This is a genomic window from Chromatiales bacterium 21-64-14 (genome assembly GCA_002255365.1).
In the GTDB taxonomy this organism is placed as follows: Bacteria; Pseudomonadota; Gammaproteobacteria; order 21-64-14; family 21-64-14; genus 21-64-14.
The window spans coordinates 1-16,192 of the sequence record NCBI01000029.1; the positions used below are offsets into that span (position 1 = coordinate 1).

The following is a 16,192-nucleotide window of genomic DNA, read 5'->3' on the forward strand; positions in this document are numbered from 1 at the left end:
AAGGCCGCGGCGCAGGGCAACGCCGACGCGCAGTTCAACCTCGGGGTCGACTACCGCCACGGCCAGGGCGTGCCGCAGGACTACGCCAAGGCCAACTACTGGTACCAGAAGGCCGCGGCGCAGGGATTCGCCGACGCGCAGAACAACCTCGGGAACGACTACTACAACGGCTGGGGCGTGCCGCAGGACACGATGCGTGCCATCTACTGGTGGCATAAGGCCGCGGCGCAGGGCATCCAGTTGGCCGCTCATAATATTCAAATCGTCGAGCACGGCACCATGTCCGGCAATGGCAACTGACCGCGCGAGCGCGGCGATGAACAGCGCGTTGAGGTTTTCGACTTGTGGTTGAAGTTGTAGGTGTAGCCAAACAGTGCGCATGGCCGGCTGCGGTGGTTCGGTCGTCCCGCGCGCACGCCGGGATGGGAGACGCGCTCCACGTTCGGACGCCGACGCCGGGGTGGTTCCGGGCCGGCGCCGGTGAGGTTGTGGAGCCAACACCCGGGCCGGTTATACTCATGTTATTAAATATGAGTATAATTGAGGCGCATTATGGATCCGGGACTGATCCGACACCCGCTCGCGGTGCACACCCTCTACGCCGAGCTTCAACAGGCGTGTTTCGACGCGCAGGCGCAGGAACCCACCGGTCGGCCCTTTGATGCGGTGGGCGCCGTCTCGGCCATGTCCAAGCACATCCGTGGGCGGACCTATTGGTATGCGCAGTACCTCGATGCCGTCGGCCGGCGTCGGCAAGTGTATCTCGGGCCGCAAGGGGATGGCACCCCGCAAGGGGATGGCCCTACCGAGCGCACAGTCGCCAGGCTTACCGATCCGGAGCGCGTTGGGATGCTCGAGCACCGCCGCAGCCTGGTACGCACGCTGCGCTCGGCCGGATTCACCACTCTGGATGCTACGGCGAGCAGGGCGCTGACGTTTCTTGAACGCGTGAGGTTGTTCCGGGCCGGCGCCGCGGTGGTGGGAACCCCGGCCTATCATGCGCTGCTCGCCCAACAGGGGTTCTCCGAGCGGGTCCCGGTACAGACCGAGGATTTCGGCATCCAGGTGGACCGCCTGGCATTGGCCCTGCCCGGGCCGGCAGCCTTGGCCGCTCTGGCGCGGGACTGGCACCCGGACGCCTTCCCCGTGCCGACGATGAACCGCAAGAGCGCCTTTGCCAGCTTGAAAATTCGCGGGCACACGTTTCGCCTGGACTTTCTTATCGCCGGGCACATCGGCAACACCGGGCGCGTGGTCGCAATTCCGCAGTTGAATTTCGGCGCACAGGCGTTGGCGTTTCTCGACTACCTGACCGCAGACGCACAACCCGGGTTGATCCTCTCCAGTACGGGGACGATCGCGCCGCTGCCCCAGCCGGGCCGATTCGTCTGGCACAAATGCGCCGTGGCTGCCGCACGCCCCCCGGCCTGGGCCGCCAAGCGGGCCAAGGACCTGCGCCAGGCCCGGACGCTGTTCGCCGTGCTGCAGGAGACCGACCCCGACCAACTGCTCGAGGCCGCCGCGCAGATCGACACGGCTCGGGAGGGGGCGGCCCTGCGCGCGCGGGTGATCAAAACGCTCCAAGCGGAAGAACTATCGGCGCTTCGCGAGTGCCTTGAGCAGGCGTCGTCCAGCCGGCGGGCGGGCCCGCGCTAAGGCGTCGCACCTCCACTCGCACCACTGCGACCCCAACGTCGTCACGGCCGCAAAACTCGGATGCTTTTTCGGAGATCTCAGATACCATGCTCACCGGGCTTCCGCTGGCACAGCCTTCCGGTTCCGAGAGCAATGGAGACGCAAAAATGCACTATTCGACACACCAAGAGATCGGCGACCGCAACACACAGCAGGACCGGCTGTGCGTACATCGGATCGGGCCATTCCTACTGGCTGCCGTCTTCGATGGGCACGGCGGCGAACAGGCCGCCGAATTCGCCTCCACGCAGTTCCCTATTTGTCTCAGCGACGATCTCCACGAACTCGATGCCAAGCCCGCACTGAAGAACGCCATTTCGCACTTGGTGGATGCGCTCAAGGACGAGTACTCAGGCACCACCCTGACCGCGGCGCTGATCGATGAGGCCGGCGCGCGGGTCACACTGGCCGTACTCGGAGACTCCCCGGCGTTGGTGTTCCAGCCGGACTCGGATACCCCGTACTGTCCACCACAGCACAATTTGTCTCTATGCCCCAATGATGCGGAGGCGATCCGCGCGCTCGGTCTTGGGCGCATCTCCGAAGGGTATATCTGGGATCATTCAGGCGATCGTGGCGTAAATCTCACTCGGGCGCTGGGCGATGCCGCGTTTCGCGACTTACTGATACGCGATCCTCATATCACTACCTTGCCGTTCCCGTCAGGTTCCTTGCTGTTGATTGGCTCCGACGGGGTACGGTTGAACCGGCATTCCGAGGATTATGCCGAGCGGTTGTGGACCGGCTATCGTACGGCCGCGCGGCTCGCCCGCTCCGGGGCTACGGCCTGCGAACTGGTCGCGGCGCTGAAGGCCCAGGCGCAGCCTGGAGAACCCCTCGACAACGTTACCGCGATCGCAATCAACGCCTGATGGCCTATAGCCCCTCCAGGTCATTCAACAGCGTTTCCATCATATCCATGGACGCCTTCCCGTCTCCAACGTTCTCAGCCTTTTTCCGGGACAACTGCCCCTGCGGGCACGTATCCTCAACCACCCCCTCGTCTTCTTCCTCGGGCGTGACCATCGCCCCGCCCTCCGGCGGCACGGAAACCTCTTCCAAAACCTCCAGCCCATACAGATCCTTCTGATCGGCCACCGCGCTCGGTTTGCCGCCTTCGTCCCGCCTCGCCGCGCCGACCTCATCCACGACCTCCGGCGCCGTTTCTACCATACGCGGGCTCAGCGAGGTGTCCGACACCCGCGCCTCACTCCCCTGATCCGCGGCCCCGCCCGACTCGAATTCATCACCCCCCGCTACACCAGGCGCCGGTGCATCTTCCCGCCGCTCACCGCAGAACGCCTCGTCACGACGGCGCTCAACCCAGGCAGATAACGCCTTGAAATCCACCCGATCCCCATCCTCATGCCACTCGTCCGCCAACCGCTCCACCCACATCACCCATTCGCGCAACACCCCGACAATTCGTCCCGCATCGAGGCGGCGCCCATCGCGCGAGTGCGTTACCCGCCGGATCCATATCCCACCCAGCACCGCAAACACACGCACCCGCTCCGCCCCATGCGCATCGGCGCATTGCTCCACCGAACACAAGATCGATCCGATCGCCTCAACCACCGCCTCACTGTCCGGAAACTCCAACCACCGCCCGCACTGCAATTCAAGCAGTACGCAGTTATCCCGCACCGCATCGACAAACGGCCCGCAGATCGCCGCCTCCGACTCCGAACCCACGCGCCGTACCACCGGAACTTCGCCCCCCATCCAGGCCAGAAACGCCGCGCGCTCGTCAGGTCCAGATTCCACCTCTCTCCTTGAACCCGCACCGGCTACCTCCTCCATCACCCCCTCCCGCACATTCAGTTTCTCAGCGGACTCCCTGTCGACCGCCCGTGCATCACCGACCGCACCCCCTCTCGCGTCCTCCGTCGCGTTTTCAATCATTTCCCATTGCTTCGTGGACTCAGCGGGCACCTCCGTATCGGCGTCCATTCGGCCGTCCCCAGCCTCATGTTCCTGTAAAATTCCCGATTCAACCGTCCCCTCCACCGCCTCCGTATCCTGAATGTCGTCGCCAATAGGCCGCGCTTGGTCATTGGTCGGCACCGCCTGGTTCGCCGGCACCTCGTCTGCCGCCAGCGGAGCATCCGATCGCGCCGTCTCGATGTCGGCCTCGCCGTCGGCTGGCACGTCATCCAGCATGCCTTGCTCGCCCCGCTCCTGCGGGCGAGTATCTCCCTGGAGGGCGACGCCCCATTGCGGGGCGGCAGGCCCCTGCGGGGCGGCCATCGATTCCGGTTCCGCGCGCCCCAGCAGCGCGCCGGGCCCGCGGCCCCCGATCGGCGCCGGCACGGCCGCGTCCACCGGTCCGCCGTCTCCACCCCCACGCCCGGATTCGCAACCGACCACCGATAGCTTTCGCCGCAGATCCTCCATCAATGCACGCTCATCCGTCCCACCCACCACCACCCGCCCACGCGCCAATGCCTCCAGGTAATACTCCACACCGGCCACCAGATGCGAAACCCGTGCGCGTTCCGCCGCCGGCAACTCCACCACGTGGTCTCGCGCCCATAAACGTTCAACCAATTCATCGATCATGTCCGCAGCATCCACCAACTGCGCCACTCGCAACGCACCCCCCACATCCATCATCCGCCCGCGGATTTCCACCGATAATGCAAAATCGTCCGCGTCCGCCGCGCCGGCCCAGTCCGCATCCAACTTGCCACGCACGGCAACAACCTCCGCATGGCACTGCACCGCCACCTCCCGAATCACATCCCGATATCCATCGTCCTCCCCAACACGACCTCGCCGCCCGTCCCGCTCCAAACGCTCCAACGCCCGGTCCAGCCGTACCAGATCTTCGGCCGCCACATCGATCTCGCCAGACACATCTGCGGATCCACCGCACACCGCATCGAGATGCCCCGATATCCGCCGCGCCGCCTCCCGCAGCTCGTCCAAACCCACCATCGCCAAGGTGTCCCCCAGCCGGCTCAATACCCGCACCGGACCGGACAACAACCCGGCGGCCGCATACCCCCCGCGCACGAACAGGTCCACCCCCTCCTGAACTTCCACCAGATCCCGCCGCACCTGGCCGGCCAGCGCCCGCAGGGCATCCCCCTCCACACCGGAATCCACCCCCTCCCCTTCCATCCACCGGGCCAGCTCGTAGAAGTCATACACCCGCCCGCACCACCCGTCCTTCACCCCGCATCGACCCAGGTACCACAACAGGCCGTACAGCAATCCCGGCTCCGGTTCCACAACCTCACCGGCGCCCGCACCGCCTACACAACGCTTGATCTCGCGATCCACCCGCCCAAACAGCCGCCACAACGCAACCCCGCTTCCATCTCGCTCGCCTTCCCCCCGCAAGAGCCCGTCGGCCAGCCCACCGGCAATCCACCACACCCGCCGTACCCCAACCGGCCACGCCATCGCGTACAGCCGCTGCAGCGCCTCCCGCATCCGCTCCAAACCGTCCCGCGCATCCTTCATCCCCGCCAGTAACCCGACCTGGTAGTCCTGCCGCAGCCGCCGCACGCGCCGGCGCCGGTCCACGGCATCCGCCGGCACTTCCATCATCTTCTCCGGCCCCGGAATCTCACCCGCCAGCCGCGGGCGAAACAACGCCCCCTCCACCCACAACGGCTCCGCGCGCGCCGCGCGAAGATCGTTCAACTCCGCCATCAACCGCATCGGCACATCCAAACCGCCCGCCCGTACCTCGTCCAGATACACCGGTAACCGCGCCAGGGCACGCATCAGAGACTCACAACCCTCCCGCGGACGTTCCACCGAGCCGTCACGTAACCCTACCGCTACGGCTACCATCTCATCCACCAGCAACACACCACCCCCGACCCCTACCATCCAGAGCGCACCACGAACCGGCTCCAGGGACTCCCGGCACCGGTCCATCCATGGGACCCCACCGTCACCAGCGAAACCCTCCACGCACTCCCGCGCACACGCGCACGCCGCATCCACCTCCCCGCGAATCCAGTCCAGCCCAGAAAATCCGCTCGCCTCTTCAGCCGCCACGGCTGACCTCCGCCCACAGGGCGCCGTCGATGATCTTCGGCGCCCCGAAGATCAACCACTCGGAGCGGTCGTTGGTTTTCCGGCCGTTGCGGAACAGGAAACCGAGGCCGGGAATATCCCCAAGGATGGCCACGCTGTTCTTCTGCCGCTTGTCGGTGCGCCGGTAGATGCCGCCGAGCACCACCGCCTCATCGTCGTCCGCCAAAACCCGGGGCTGGACGTCGCCTCCGGGAAGAGATGAAAACCCAAGCTTCTGCAGCGCGTTCGCGGCGAACGCCGATGCCGCGCAGGCAGTACCGGCCAGCACCGTCACGGCGGCCATGGCGAGCAAGCGCGCGAGGCGGTATCGCAGGTTTCCAGATGCGCGATTCACTGCGATTGGCGGACACATGTTCGCCTCACCCCGCCGTCAGGGTCGTCCAACCACACCGGCAATGCCCGCATCGGTGAGGCCGGCTGCACCGGGGCTAACCGGCTGCACCGGGGCTAACCGGCTGCACCGGGGCTAACCGGCTGCACCGGCGCAACCGGCTCGGATACCGAAACAAAGGATCTTCGATACGCGTTGAGGCCCTTGCCCCGTATGCGCTCCATGCCTGGCACCGCTCTCGCTACAGCGTCCTCCATGCCGGCCATATCCAGAAGACTCAGCATCAATACCCCACCCGGCGCCAGCCGTTGCGCCAACCGCTCGACTACCTCCAGACGCCGCGCCGGCGCTACGTACATCAGCACGTTCCAGCACACCACCAGATCCGCCTCCGGCAACGGCCATTTAGCGATATCCAGGATGTTCACCCGCAAAAAACAACTGCGCCTGCGCAAACCCTCCACTACACGGACACGCCTGGCATCCACTACTTCCAGATACCTCTCCCGCAAACCATCCGGCACACGCGCGACCGCCGATACCGGATACACACCCGACCTGGCACGCACCAGCTTCGTACCACTCAGGTCGACTCCGGTCAGCGCATACCTCACCCCGGCCGCGGCCAGCAACATCCCGATGCCATATAATTCCTCCCCACCCGCACAGCCTGCCGACAACACCGCGCAGGCATCGTCGTTACCCGTGCATCGCTCCGGTATGAAATGCGATTCGAGCCACCCGTACTCCGTGTCGTGACGGAAAAAACTGCTTTCATGCACCGTCGCCCGGTCCACCAGGATGACCCACTCGGCATCGCTATCCCCGCCTCCGAACACAATCGCCCGGTAGTAATCCCGCATCCTTTCAACCCCCAACTCCCGCATCCGCAACTCCACCACCAGGCTCAGAAACGACCGGCGCTCCACCGGAAACACCAGCCCCTCCCGCTCCGAAAACAACCGCACCCAGCGATCAAACCACTCCGCATCCACCCGCCTCAAACCTCCCGCCGGCCCCTCGCCGACCTCCCCGCCCTGCCTCCCGCCTGCTCCACCGCCCGACGGACCGTCTGGGCGATCTGGTCGCGGTCCTTGCGGATCTCGCCCGCGGTAAAGCGCAGCACCCGCCATCCGGCCAGCGACAGCACCCGGTCCCGCTTCCGATCCCGCTCAAAATCCCCCTTGTACTTGCCATGATGTTCCCAGCCGTCGCACTCAATAATCAACCGCGCAGCCGGGATCGCCACATCGGCCCGATAACGCCGGCCGGGAAGCGGGCGGTAATCCCCCTGCGCCTGCGACGATACGGACTGCGCAATGCGCAGCAATATCGCCTGCGGGGCGTCCGCAGCCAATGCGCGCTCCCCGCGCCTGCGAATCCGCTCGCGGCGCGCCGCCGGGTCTTCACCCAACCCCAACCCCAACCCCAACCGCTCCGCCTCCCGAACACTCAACCGTGCAACCACATCAGATCTCCACGACCAACCCCGGGTCGAACTCCGGGTTCAACTCATTCGGGTGGTAACCACGGGGGTTGCACACCACCCGGCCGCCAGACGCCGTACGATAATCACAGGAATCATGGCTGTGCCCGTGCACCCACAACCGCGCCCGCTCCACCAGCGGCTCCAGGTCCGAACAAAACGCCGGGTTCAACACGTCTCTCATGGGCTCTCGCCATCGCGGAGCGATAGATCGCTCGCTCGGTAGATGGTGCGTAACCACCACCACAGGTCCCCTTCCCGCCAACAGCGACGCCTCCAGCCAGTTGCGTGAGGTTCGGTGCAACTCCATCGACCGCTCCGGCGTGAACGGCGAGAGTCCATCCCACACGCTCAACGCACCCTCGCTGAACTCCGGCATCACCCGCCTCGCCAGCCCCCGCGCGCTCCACGATCCCAGCGGCCCATACAAGGCGAAGTCCGTCCACAACGTCGCACCGCAGAACCGCACGCCGCCCACCTCCATGCACCGGTTCTCCAGTACATGCACGTTGGACGGCGCAGCCTGGGTCAGTCCATCGAGCGTCACCTGGATATCGGCTCCATAAAATTCATGGTTCCCGGCGACATAGACCACCTGGCGGTCAGGAAACCGGCGCGCCGCCCACTGCACGCCCTCCACGCCCACCCCGATGTCGCCCGCCAGCACAACCACGTCCGCCTCCACCGGCGGCGGCTCGAAATCCCCAAATTCCAGGTGTACGTCAGACAACACATGTATTCTCATGTCGCCCCTCATCAATGCATCCGCGGCGGCGGAGTCTCGCCGGCAGACTCGCTACTTGCGGTCTCCCGCGCATACATAGCATCAAAATCAAGATCCAATAACTCGATCTGCCCAAACCCGCTCCCCTCAACCACCACCTCCACTACCTTCCTGACAGCCCGATAGAGCACCTTGGCGCACCGAGTACCCATCACCCATTGCAGATCCGGCCCCCGTATTCCACTCACACGGAAAACCCCCGCTTGCGCCACATCCACACGAAATACCTCCCGCCCCTCCACATTCACACCCAACTTCACCCCCAACACCACCTCGTAATGCTCGCCCTCCAGGTTCCTCCATTCCGTCATCAACTCCATGTGCGGACTCGCATCACGGGCCTCGACCGGAAACGCCATGACCCGGGAGTCAAACGACAACCGCTTCAAGGACAACCCACGCAAAACCACCTCACCACCCGGAATCGTTTGCATCACCTGCGCTTCGTGATCCATCTCACCGCCTCGCTTTACCGTCCTTGCATATCGCCCGATACCCGGCGATACCTAAAATTACCGCCCCCCACGGACCCCTACGTCCGCAAGAAGACGCCCAAGACCAGCTGCGCCCGGAAAACCATGCACCGCCACCCGCTTCCCAGACCAGCTCCAGTACACAATCCCCGGCGTGCCGCCAAATCCCGCCCGCGCCATCCACTTCATGTTCCCGCGCACCACCAACCCCCCGCCCGACCTCAGCCCACGAACCACTTTCCCCAGAACAGACTGCGAAACCACGCCCGGCGTATCCCGCACACAGCCAACCAACATCACCACCGACAGAACACCCAGGATAAATCCACGCTTCACGCGCGACATTTAGATCGCCTTATGACGAAAAAGATGATCGCCCCGGCGATCCCGCATAAAACATCCCCATGGAACCACCCGGCACAACCGCACCGAGATTGACCTATATCCATCCGGGACAGCCCTCCGAATAACCCACGTACATCGCCGTTTTTCCCCCCGTTCGCCGGGTCCCGGCGCGCGGCGCCGTACGCCCTGGACCCGATGCAACAGGTAGCGGATCGCGATAGCGTAGAACGGCAGGTCGAACCAGCCGGCCAGGGACTTGCTTACCTCACGACTACTCGATCACCCTGACCGGCCGGCGGGTCCGGTCACAACGCCGCCGTGGCCCCCTGGTTCCGCCGCGGGGGTGCGAACCAGTTTCCCAGTCAGGCTCTCGTGCGGGCCGCTCAGGCTCACCACCCCCACGGGGCGGGTGTGAATGCGGCATGCTGCTGATGACCGCGCTCGCCGTGTCCTGGGCCCACACCGTCCCGCCCTCGGCGGTCGCTGGCCGGAACCATCCGCGGCGCAGCAACCCGCGCTCAAGACGGGCGGCAAGGCGGCCGGTGACCGTGCGGACGCGGACCCCTCGCCGCCCGCGGCAGACGCCGAAGCGGCGGAGCCGGCCCGCGCGGCCCCGGTGGCAGAGCCGGAACCGGAGCCCGACTCCGAACCGGAGCCCGACTCCGAACCGGAGCCGGCGCCCGGGCCCGCCCTACCCGCCGCTCGCCTCCCTCGCCCCCGCCGAGGTGGCCGGGGTGCGCTACGTCCTTCTGCTGTTGCTTGACGGGCTGGGCCACGACTACCTCGTCGCCCGCGGCGGCGCGCTCGCCGCACACATGCGAACGCGGATATCCTCGGTGTTCCCGCCGACCACCGCGGCGGCGATGACCACCGTGCTGACGGCGGCCGCCCCGCAACGCCACGCGGTCACCGGCTGGTTCCAGTACCTGCGCGAACTCGGCTTGGTGAGCGCCTTCCTGCCCTTTCGCGCGCGCTGGGGCGGTCCGCCGCTGGAGCGGGCGGGGCTCTCGGTGGCGGACCTCGTCACCGCGCCGCCGCTCTTCGACCGCCTCGACGCCGAGGCGTGGTGCGTGGTGCCTGCTGCCCGCGGATCCCGTCGACTCGGCCTACAGCCGCGCCCTGGCCGGCACGGCGCACCGCGCCGGCTATCGGGGCCTGGACGATCTCGTGGCGCGCGCCGCGCGCCTGCTCGACCCGATCGCCCCGCGGCGGTGTTTCGTCTACGCCTACTGGCCCGAATCGGGGCTGACGATGACCAGGCGTCCGTCTTTGTCGCCGGACTCCCGGTGCCGCGCGATTCCCTGCCGACGCTGCGTCGCGATGCGCGTGTTGATCTGTGCGACCTGACCCTGCTGTGTCTTCTGCCGCTGCCCCAGGGGCGCCATCAGCAGGTTGGCCCAGAGTACATAGACCACCACCAGGAGGGCGGCCAGCAGCAGCGCGCGCTCGCGCAGCGACAACGCGTCGACCCGGGCGGCCAAGGACTGGAGCCGGTCCTTGAGGGCGACCGCGTTCACGCTGGCGGCGACGTGTGGCAACAGCAGCCGCGCGCCCAGAATCGGCAGCCGTAGGCTACGCACGCCCGCCTCGTTTCCCGTGAAACATCATGATCACCAACCACGGTAAAAGATGATCGTGGCGGCGAGAACTCCAACGTCACCACCAGGTTCCGCAGGCGTGACTTCCCTCGGCTCGGACTCCTGGCCGCTCGCGTTCATCCGCTCCATCCAGCGACCGAACAGACAACGCCGCTCGGCACCGGGCTCGACGACGTCTTTGGGCGACCGTTCGCCCCTACGTAAAACATTGACGAACCGCCGCACCCGCCCCGCGCGCCCTTCGAGGATCAATCCGCAGGCCAGATCGGGGATGGCGGCAGCCGATGCGCGCCAGCAGCCACGCGTGCTCCGCCATCTCCACCCCTCGGCCAGGACGCGCAGACCCAGGATCTGCGCCGTGACCACCCCTCCGGCGACGATGGCTAAGTCCTTGGGGTCGGTGGGGATATCGCATGCGAAGGTGCGTCGATCTTGAGCGTCACCGCAGGCAACCGCTGCAGGTAGTCCAGGGAGGCGTGACCGGTGCCGAGGTCGTCCAGCGCCACCTCGATTCCCCGTCTCGCCAGCTGTTGGATTACCTCGGCGGCCTGTTCCAGGTCGCTCAGCGGGGCGATTTCGCTGATCTCGACGACCAGCGCGGATCTCGCGCCCGCGCCGCGCGCGGCAGACGCGCGGACCACACCTCGCCGACGTCGCGGAGAAATTCCGGGTCGAGCAGGTGCCCGGCAGCAATATTGACGTGGCTCGGCCGGACCCGCACGTCGACCGCCCAGACCGCAGCCTGTTCCGCCGCCGCCCGAAGGACGAAACGCCCGACCGCGAGGCGCTCAGCGTCGCCCACGAGCCTGGAACCAGCACCGTACAGCACTAGAAACAGGTCGGCACCCCGGACTACACCAGATTTCACCGGCCACCAAAATTCACCGCGCAGGCCACCGTTCCTATGCTTTTTTACAGAAAAACCAACCTCGGCCTCATACCCCCTACCCCACAGCCACCTCACAACCACAGTGCTCCAGAATCGCTCTCATTTGGCCTGAACAAAACCCGCCGGCCCGTTCCACCTGATCGCCTTTCCCAATTCGTGATCACCACGCCCGCGTGACGAGCAACCACACTCTGCGTTTGCATTTTCCAAGATCCCGGTAAGATGACAGGCAGGAGGTATACAACCATGTTCCACAGATACCATCGACCACACCTGGAGGACGCAGACCCATTCACCAGATTCTGCGCCAGGTTCTCTCCTTGGCTCATCCCTGTCGACGACCTCGGGGTTCGATTCGACCTACTCCAGCAGCGCAACGCCCGGTACGGCGCCGCCAACGCGATCACCATCGCCGCGCTCCTGATCACCTCCCACTTCGCGCCGCTCATTCTGCGCCCGCTCCTGGCCCTGCTGCTCTTCCCCCCAGCCATGTTCCTTGGCTTCTCCGCCCACTGCCTTGTCAGGGAACTCATCGGCCTCCCCCCGGACCCTGGCGATCCGGGATAAACCCAACTTCGTCGTCTATCCTGCTCGCCTCGTCTTCCGTGTCGAACACCCCAGTGTTCACCCCCAGGTACTTCCGCTCGGCACGCTCCATCATCTTCCCTATCTGCCACAACTCCCGCAGCAGGGCCATCCTGCACTCCGCTTGCCACACCTCATCGCGTTCCCAGTCCTTCGCCCATCTCAACAGTTCCCGCTTCGGATACCTGAACCCGGTCCCCTTCCTCAGACGCGTCGCAAAAATCCGCCGCCCCCCAGGCTTCCCCACCCATCTCCTTCTCAACCAGTCCACGGATAGGCTCCCACTACCTGCCCTCACCCTCAATACCAAATCACTCCAGCGATTCTCCCCGTTCCTCACGGTCCCCTTCCTCGATTCCATGAACTCGTCGCTTAGCATGCGCGCATCCCCCAACACCTCATCAAGCCACTCTCTGGAGTGTCCTGCCTGAAAAATTTGCATGGTGCCCTCTGTTAGCCAATATAGTATTGGACAATTTCCATCGCTTGTTAAAGATAATGTAGATCCTATCTGTATAGTCTCCTGCCCTTGTGAACAGGATCCTGGGGCCGTGATTCAGGTACACTCCAGCCCCTATGATGCATGCCCGTCGTTTGCGCGTACGATTCGTACCCTACGCGCCAGGGAGAGCGAAGCGAGGGCGCGTAGTCCCCTGGTAGGCGTAGGGCGACGCAAGGTGGCCGGTGCCTCGCGTACCTGCTGAATCGTGGAAAACACCCAGTCACGACCCCACCGCCTGCCGGAACGGGTGCAACAGGCCGATTGCGACCCAGTTCCTCGGCTCAGATTGGTTGATTTCAACCGCCATTCATTTCCACGGCTTGCATCCTACCGGTTCCCTAGGTATAGTGCGGTCGTATTAACTACACATATGGAAGCCACAGCCTACGCTGTGTAAGTTTTATTCCTATAAAAGTGGCCACTGAGTGGCCATACCACACAACTTAGTCAACTATTTTGGCCACTGAGTGGCCAAAATCGTACATTTTCTACCCAAAGTGGCCACTGAGCGCCCAAAAGACCGTGTATTTAAGTTAGTTTCTAACTTTTTTCCGAAGATCCACACGAAATCCGGAAGATCCACAGGATCTTTGCCCTCGACTTGCAAAACGCTTTTGCCCAATGTGGCAAAAGCGATCATTGCATTCCCTCCCCTCCCTATCGTCCGAAAAACCAGCGCCAGCGCCCGTTATTCGTTGTTAGCTACCGATGCCGTTCCCGCGACCATTGTTTCGTCGGATTCCGGCCATTGGATGCGACGGAATCAGCGCACCAACCATCGTCGACGCATATAAAAACGCCGGCGTTCCGGTAAACAGGAGGAGTAATGGGTCACCGGCTGTCCAAGATCTACACGCGCACCGGAGACCGCGGGTACACCGGGCTCGGCGACGGTGCGCGTGTGCCCAAGGACGATGCGCGCGTCGAGGCCTACGGGACGGTCGACGAACTCAACACCACCGTGGCTACGGTCCTGGCCGAGGATCCGCCCGCGGCGGTCGCGCAGTGCCTGCTCGCCGTGCAGCACGAGCTGTTCGACCTCGGCGGGGAGTTGTGCCTGCCCGGCCACGCGGGGATCGGCGCCGAACAGGTCACGCGCCTCGAGCGGGAACTGGACCGGTTCAACGCCGAGCTGCCGCCGCTGCGGGAATTCGTCCTGCCCGGCGGCGGGCGCGCGGCGGCCGCGTGTCACCTCGCCCGCACCGTCTGCCGGCGCGCCGAGCGCCGCCTAGTCACGCTGCATCGTACCCAACCGGTGCGCGCGGAGGCGCTGGCCTACCTGAATCGGCTCTCGGACCTCTTGTTCGTGCTTGCGCGCGTGCTCGCCCGCACCGCCGGCGCCGAGGAAACCCTGTGGCGAAAGGGGACCGATGTATCCCCCGATAGCCCGCCGCCTACCTTATAGAGGAACTTCGATGCCGTTGTCAGACGCGGTTTTCGACGCTGTCGCCACGGGGTTTTTCTTCTTCGGCAGCCTCGCCGCCCTGGTCCTTGGCCTGACGGAGCCGACCCACACCCTGCGGTCGCCTCTGTCGCAGACTTGGCGGCCGGTGGCGGGCTGTTCGGAGCGGTGTTCATCGCAGTGCCGTTCTTCAATGCCCTGGGAGACCTGTGGTGGGCGATGGGGTATTCCTCCGGGATGCTGTTTACCGGACGATGCAAGGACTCGTCGTGGCACGACGAGGATGCACCGCCGGACTGGACCGATCTTCTGCGCGCCCGCAATCTGGCGGCCGATCTGTTCAAGCGGGCTTACCTCCCGGAGCCAGCGTGGTTATCTTTGGCGTTCGGGTACGGTACCCTCGTCCTTACGGTTTCGACCGCTCTCGCCCAAGCCACGCTGGTGGCCCTGCCGAGTAACCGGTATGTCGAGGTCGCAACGCTGGCAGGGAACGCCGCCACAATGGGAGGGGGGCTTCTGTACGTCTTTTTTCTGGCGGCGCACCGCAGCCGCTTTCGCCATGGTTGGAAACGGAACCGGGTCTTCGTGGAACAAGCCGGCGAGGTCGTGGAACTTCTCGGTGGGTGGGGGAACCTCGGGCACCGCGTCCTAACGAACTGTGCCGGTACCGGGCGGTTCGCGCCGGGGCCGTGGGCAACGGTATCCGGGCTCACGGTATCGCTGGCGTTCACGCTCGCGATTCGACTCTGGCCTTACCGGCACTTCCTGGCGCTTTCGGCCGCTGCCGCGCTCGTCCTGTTCGTTCTGGCCCTTGTAGTCTGGTGGCACATTCGGGCGCTGCGCCAAGCCCTGCATCCCGAACGGTACTCTCCCTGCGTCTCGCTACCGCTCGCGTTGCTGCTGCGCGACGCCGCGATGGCGCTCTACGGCATCACGCCGCGGGCGCTCTACGCACAACTGCGCCCGGCGATCGGCGGCGAGGTGGTGACGCGGATGCCGCAGGGCAACTACCACCTCAATCTCTACCTGCGGCTCGCCGACACCCCGCACCTCGGGCTCGACGGCCTGTCCGCGCTGCTGATGCGCACCGACAAGGGCTGGACGCCGCTGGGGACGCTCGCGCACCTGAAGCTCGAGGCGGGTCCGAACCAGATCCGCCACCTCAACGGCGCACGCGCGCTGGACATCCTCGCCACGCCGACGGGACCGCTGGGTGCCACAGTGTCGGCGGCGCGCGCGGCCCTGAAAGGGCTGAAGATGCCCCCGGGTTACCGGGTCGAGTTCGGCGGGCTGTTCGCGCGCCTGGAGAAGGCCGCGGCGGATCTGGGCATCGCCGCGCTCGGGGCGTTCGTGCTCATGGTGGGCATCCTGATGCTGCAGTTCGACGGTATCCGCCTGCCGGCGATCCTGCTGCTGCAGATGCCGCTCGCGTTCACCGGGGCGGCGCGACGCTGGCCGCGAGCGGCAAGGGGCTCAACGCCATCGGCCTGGTCGGTATCCTCACCCTCGTCGGGATCAGCCTCAACCACGGCATCGTGTTGCTGCACGGCGCGCGGCACAACGAACGCGACGGCATGGATGCCGAGACCGCGATCCGCGAGGCGGTGCGGGTGCGCTTTCGCCCGATCCTGCTGACCACCCTGACGGCCGTGCTCGGCATGCTGCCGACCGCCCTGGGTTGGGGACTCGGCGCCGCGCCCGAGCAGGGGCTCGCCCTGGTGATCCTCGGGGGGGCTTGAACGGTGGTCTGGAGTTCGGTCCTGAGTACGAACCTGATTCCGGCGCTCTATCTGCACTGGCACCGGCCGGCGCCGTAGGCCCCCGCGCCGCGGGTGTGCCCGCCTTCCCCGCCCCCGTGCCCGGGGTCGGGTGGGTGCCGGGGTCTATGGTCGCCGGAACTACAGATCGCGCGCGGGGTCCAATTTGCCGTTGCGGACACCTGAATGCGGCGCGCCCCCGGGGGGCCGTTGCGACGTTCCGGAGGATTTCCCGATGAGGCGGCAGTGGTTGACAGGTGCGGCCGCGGGCGTGCTCCTCGCCGCGACG

17 protein-coding genes and 1 pseudogene are annotated in these 16,192 nt (G+C 65.5%); 7 read left to right on the forward strand and 11 right to left on the reverse strand.

Annotated elements, in window-relative coordinates; all coding sequences use genetic code 11:
* The 3 genes from B7Z66_12015 to B7Z66_12025 form a co-directional block, all read left to right on the forward strand.
* Positions 1–300: hypothetical protein (locus B7Z66_12015; protein ID OYV75622.1), on the forward strand; the 300-nt coding region annotated here is incomplete at its 5' end.
* A gap of 252 nt (positions 301–552) precedes the next feature.
* Positions 553–1,656, forward strand: coding sequence for a hypothetical protein (locus tag B7Z66_12020; protein OYV75623.1), 1,104 nt, complete (start codon positions 553–555; stop codon positions 1,654–1,656).
* Positions 1,657–1,742: 86 nt separating this feature from the next.
* Entirely contained in the window at positions 1,743–2,567 is an 825-nt protein-coding gene (locus tag B7Z66_12025) for a hypothetical protein (GenBank protein OYV75624.1), read from the forward strand.
* A gap of 4 nt (positions 2,568–2,571) precedes the next feature.
* Here the strand turns inward: B7Z66_12025 and B7Z66_12030 are convergent, their stop codons facing one another.
* From B7Z66_12030 to B7Z66_12060, 7 genes are all read right to left on the reverse strand, one after another.
* Entirely contained in the window at positions 2,572–5,712 is a 3,141-nt protein-coding gene (locus B7Z66_12030) for a hypothetical protein (protein OYV75625.1), read from the reverse strand.
* Positions 5,702–6,103, reverse strand: coding sequence for a hypothetical protein (locus B7Z66_12035; protein OYV75626.1), 402 nt, complete (start codon positions 6,101–6,103; stop codon positions 5,702–5,704). The genes B7Z66_12030 and B7Z66_12035 overlap by 11 nt, the downstream gene beginning before the upstream one ends.
* A 95-nt stretch (positions 6,104–6,198) precedes the next feature.
* Positions 6,199–7,215: a hypothetical protein gene (locus tag B7Z66_12040; protein OYV75627.1), complete on the reverse strand. Its 1,017-nt coding sequence runs from the start codon at positions 7,213–7,215 to the stop codon at positions 6,199–6,201.
* Positions 7,083–7,550, reverse strand: a complete 468-nt coding sequence (locus tag B7Z66_12045) for a hypothetical protein (protein ID OYV75628.1) — start codon at positions 7,548–7,550, stop codon at positions 7,083–7,085. Before B7Z66_12045 ends, B7Z66_12040 begins: the two co-directional genes overlap by 133 nt.
* Before the next feature lies 1 nt (position 7,551).
* Positions 7,552–8,313, reverse strand: coding sequence for a hypothetical protein (locus B7Z66_12050; protein OYV75650.1), 762 nt, complete (start codon positions 8,311–8,313; stop codon positions 7,552–7,554).
* Between the two features lie 11 nt (positions 8,314–8,324).
* Positions 8,325–8,807: a hypothetical protein gene (locus B7Z66_12055; protein ID OYV75629.1), complete on the reverse strand. Its 483-nt coding sequence runs from the start codon at positions 8,805–8,807 to the stop codon at positions 8,325–8,327.
* Positions 8,808–8,864: 57 nt separating this feature from the next.
* Positions 8,865–9,170, reverse strand: coding sequence for a hypothetical protein (locus B7Z66_12060; protein ID OYV75630.1), 306 nt, complete (start codon positions 9,168–9,170; stop codon positions 8,865–8,867).
* Between the two features lie 415 nt (positions 9,171–9,585).
* Here B7Z66_12060 and B7Z66_12065 point away from each other — a divergent pair, with 415 nt between their 5' ends.
* Positions 9,586–9,933: a hypothetical protein gene (locus B7Z66_12065; GenBank protein OYV75631.1), complete on the forward strand. Its 348-nt coding sequence runs from the start codon at positions 9,586–9,588 to the stop codon at positions 9,931–9,933.
* Between the two features lie 463 nt (positions 9,934–10,396).
* On the opposite strand, the gene B7Z66_12070 is transcribed toward B7Z66_12065, so the two are convergent.
* Genes B7Z66_12070 through B7Z66_12080 form a run of 3 tightly spaced genes read right to left on the reverse strand, consistent with a single transcriptional unit; the run spans position 10,397 to position 11,502 of the window.
* Positions 10,397–10,750 carry a hypothetical protein gene (locus B7Z66_12070; protein ID OYV75632.1) on the reverse strand — a complete coding sequence of 118 codons (354 nt, stop codon included), beginning with the start codon at positions 10,748–10,750 and terminating at the stop codon, positions 10,397–10,399.
* Positions 10,751–10,780: 30 nt separating this feature from the next.
* Positions 10,781–11,134: a hypothetical protein gene (locus B7Z66_12075; protein OYV75633.1), complete on the reverse strand. Its 354-nt coding sequence runs from the start codon at positions 11,132–11,134 to the stop codon at positions 10,781–10,783.
* Between the two features lie 17 nt (positions 11,135–11,151).
* The gene (locus B7Z66_12080) at positions 11,152–11,502 is read right to left on the reverse strand and encodes a hypothetical protein (protein ID OYV75634.1); all 351 of its coding nucleotides are present in this window, start codon (positions 11,500–11,502) and stop codon (positions 11,152–11,154) included.
* A gap of 401 nt (positions 11,503–11,903) precedes the next feature.
* Here B7Z66_12080 and B7Z66_12085 point away from each other — a divergent pair, with 401 nt between their 5' ends.
* The gene (locus B7Z66_12085) at positions 11,904–12,224 is read left to right on the forward strand and encodes a hypothetical protein (protein ID OYV75635.1); all 321 of its coding nucleotides are present in this window, start codon (positions 11,904–11,906) and stop codon (positions 12,222–12,224) included.
* Here the strand turns inward: B7Z66_12085 and B7Z66_12090 are convergent.
* On the reverse strand, positions 12,187–12,621 hold the full coding sequence (locus tag B7Z66_12090) for a hypothetical protein (GenBank protein OYV75636.1): 435 nt from the start codon (positions 12,619–12,621) through the stop codon (positions 12,187–12,189). The two genes, B7Z66_12085 and B7Z66_12090, sit on opposite strands and share 38 nt — an antisense overlap.
* A 949-nt stretch (positions 12,622–13,570) precedes the next feature.
* Between B7Z66_12090 and B7Z66_12095 the strand changes: the two genes are divergently transcribed.
* Together B7Z66_12095 and B7Z66_12100 are read left to right on the forward strand one after the other, a co-directional pair.
* Positions 13,571–14,149, forward strand: a complete 579-nt coding sequence (locus B7Z66_12095) for an ATP:cob(I)alamin adenosyltransferase (protein ID OYV75637.1) — start codon at positions 13,571–13,573, stop codon at positions 14,147–14,149.
* A 216-nt stretch (positions 14,150–14,365) separates the two neighbouring features.
* A pseudogene (locus B7Z66_12100) lies at positions 14,366–15,963 on the forward strand (hypothetical protein).
* Positions 15,964–16,192 lie beyond the last annotated feature (229 nt).

Bases quoted from the DNA above. Each gene is read 5' to 3' on its own strand.
- B7Z66_12055 (OYV75629.1), bottom strand. From the start codon at position 8,807: ATGGATCACGAAGCGCAGGTGATGCAAACGATTCCGGGTGGTGAGGTG.
- B7Z66_12065 (OYV75631.1), top strand. From the start codon at position 9,586: ATGCGGCATGCTGCTGATGACCGCGCTCGCCGTGTCCTGGGCCCACAC.
- B7Z66_12050 (OYV75650.1), bottom strand. From the start codon at position 8,313: ATGAGAATACATGTGTTGTCTGACGTACACCTGGAATTTGGGGATTTC.
- B7Z66_12020 (OYV75623.1), top strand. From the start codon at position 553: ATGGATCCGGGACTGATCCGACACCCGCTCGCGGTGCACACCCTCTAC.
- B7Z66_12095 (OYV75637.1), top strand. From the start codon at position 13,571: ATGGGTCACCGGCTGTCCAAGATCTACACGCGCACCGGAGACCGCGGG.
- B7Z66_12085 (OYV75635.1), top strand. From the start codon at position 11,904: ATGTTCCACAGATACCATCGACCACACCTGGAGGACGCAGACCCATTC.
- B7Z66_12035 (OYV75626.1), bottom strand. From the start codon at position 6,103: ATGTGTCCGCCAATCGCAGTGAATCGCGCATCTGGAAACCTGCGATAC.
- B7Z66_12060 (OYV75630.1), bottom strand. From the start codon at position 9,170: ATGTCGCGCGTGAAGCGTGGATTTATCCTGGGTGTTCTGTCGGTGGTG.
- B7Z66_12090 (OYV75636.1), bottom strand. From the start codon at position 12,621: ATGCTAAGCGACGAGTTCATGGAATCGAGGAAGGGGACCGTGAGGAAC.
- B7Z66_12025 (OYV75624.1), top strand. From the start codon at position 1,743: ATGCTCACCGGGCTTCCGCTGGCACAGCCTTCCGGTTCCGAGAGCAAT.
- B7Z66_12040 (OYV75627.1), bottom strand. From the start codon at position 7,215: ATGGCGGGTGCTGCGCTTTACCGCGGGCGAGATCCGCAAGGACCGCGA.